2 protein-coding genes and 1 pseudogene are annotated in these 1,895 nt (G+C 39.3%); all 3 read right to left on the reverse strand.

Annotated elements, in window-relative coordinates; all coding sequences use genetic code 11:
* Positions 1-250 (reverse strand): annotated as a pseudogene (locus ADK28_RS04830) (glycosyltransferase family 1 protein); the annotation flags it as partial.
* Positions 251-274: 24 nt separating this feature from the next.
* Positions 275-1,621: a hypothetical protein gene (locus ADK28_RS04835; RefSeq protein WP_230206249.1), complete on the reverse strand. Its 1,347-nt coding sequence runs from the start codon at positions 1,619-1,621 to the stop codon at positions 275-277.
* A partial coding sequence (locus ADK28_RS04840; RefSeq protein WP_161802694.1) for a glycosyltransferase occupies positions 1,611-1,895 on the reverse strand: 285 nt, incomplete at its 5' end. The genes ADK28_RS04835 and ADK28_RS04840, both read right to left, overlap by 11 nt.

Genomic DNA, 1,895 nt, shown 5'->3' on the forward strand with positions numbered 1-1,895 from the left:
GGTTAACCAGCAAAGGGTTATCGTTTCTTTTCAAGAAAGCAGGAAGGTCACGCTGTTCCCAGTGATGTCCTGAATTTTTTCCGACCACTTTCACATTAAGCAAACCGGCAACTTTTTTATTTTTAATATCACCCGGCGAGACAAAAACAACATCATTTCTCAACGTTTGCAACGCCATGCTAATCTGCTCAGCGAAGCGTTGTACACCGGTTAAATCCTGAGTAAGAAACCTTGCATTAACAAAAATCATATATACCTCTATGCCGACGTCACGTTAAAATCCAGGCTTATTCATCGGAGCCTGGACTTGCTCGGCATCGGCCACTTTATAAAATTCATCCTGTCTGAACGATAACAGTAGAGCGGAAATAATAATTGAGAAAATATAACCTGGATAGTTCGTAATTGGATTGTTATAGACAAAGTTAATTGAAATTGAAATCATCCAATAAAGGAAAACCCCGGGGAAAAAATAGCCGCGACAAACTTTATTATATAGCCTGAGTAAAATTATTGATGATGCTGACAGGAAGATAAATATCCCCAAACCTCCGTAGTTTGAAAGTAAGAAGATATAAATACTATCCAGTGGAATTGCCGCATCATCCCCGGTAGCTGCGTTACCATTAACGCCATACCCTGCGCCGGTGAAGATTGAATAAGTATCGCTGTTTCTAACCTCTTCAATCAGTAAAATTCGGGCCAAGATACTTTGTTCAGCGTAGTTATTATCACTGGAGTATAGGGATTTATATACCCCCAAATCGGTCATCGTGATATAGAAGAACGTCAGCAATACAATGCAAACCGACACCACGGCGGCTAAACTCAATTTCAGCGGTAAGAATCGGCGAAGAAACAGGTAACCAAAGTAAATTGCCGCCATAATCATGGCCGTCTTTGACGTCGAGCAGACAATCCCTGCGGTAACAATTACAATATATTTAAATCTGTGTTTATTACTGACGAAGGGGCTTAATATTAGGCCAAAGAACAAAAACTCTGCCAGAGTAAATGGTCCGCTAAAGAGACCAATCGCCCTAAAAAATCCGCTAGCAGAACGAAGAATAAGCCCGTTATCTTTACCTACTTGAGTAAATTGCAACCCAGGGTTAACACCTGCCACAGCATAAAGTAAACTTGAAAATACGCTTTCCAAAATGGCGAATATAGAGTTAATAACTGTAACTATGATGTAAATTTTTATGATCCGCATCAGCAGTTGCATACGATGATCGCGTTCAAGACAAACAAGCAATGCACCAACCAATAGAGATGAATAGGTGAATAATTCAAAGCGAAACTGCGTGACGACATTACCAATCTTGAAATTATTATTAAGTACGGATATCAGTACATAGCTAAGGGAAAGCAGCACCATCCCAATAAAAAGCAACACATAGTTACGGAAGCCGGGCCCTACCTTGGCCTGACTGGCAATAACGTACAACAGCAGAAAAGCAGGAAGAATTAAAGAGTAAATATCTTTATATATTAATAGGAACCGACTTGTATTATGTGCAATGATATTCAAAACGCCGCTGATAGAAAGAACTATCAGGTAGGTTATCACAAAATAATCAGCGACTTTTTTTGATGAAAATCTCATATTATTTTTCATAAATCTCTTTATAATCAGTAGCTAATTGCCTGACATCAAAGGGGTTTACAGCGAGCGGTTTCACGTGATTATTTTTTAATTCTTTTAGCCTTTCAAGAGTAAATTCATTAAGCTCATAAATATTTTCAAAATACTCAGCTATTTCTGCAACCCCGCCCGCATAGGAAGTAAAGACGTGTTTCCCAGCAGAAGCCGTTTCTGCGACGACGCGACCAAAAGGTTCATTCCACATAGTCGGCAAATAAATCATATCAATGTTGGCCAGAAAGGACTC

The sequence above is a fragment of the Serratia sp. 506_PEND genome (assembly GCF_001076875.1).
GTDB lineage: Bacteria > Pseudomonadota > Gammaproteobacteria > Enterobacterales > Enterobacteriaceae > Serratia > Serratia marcescens.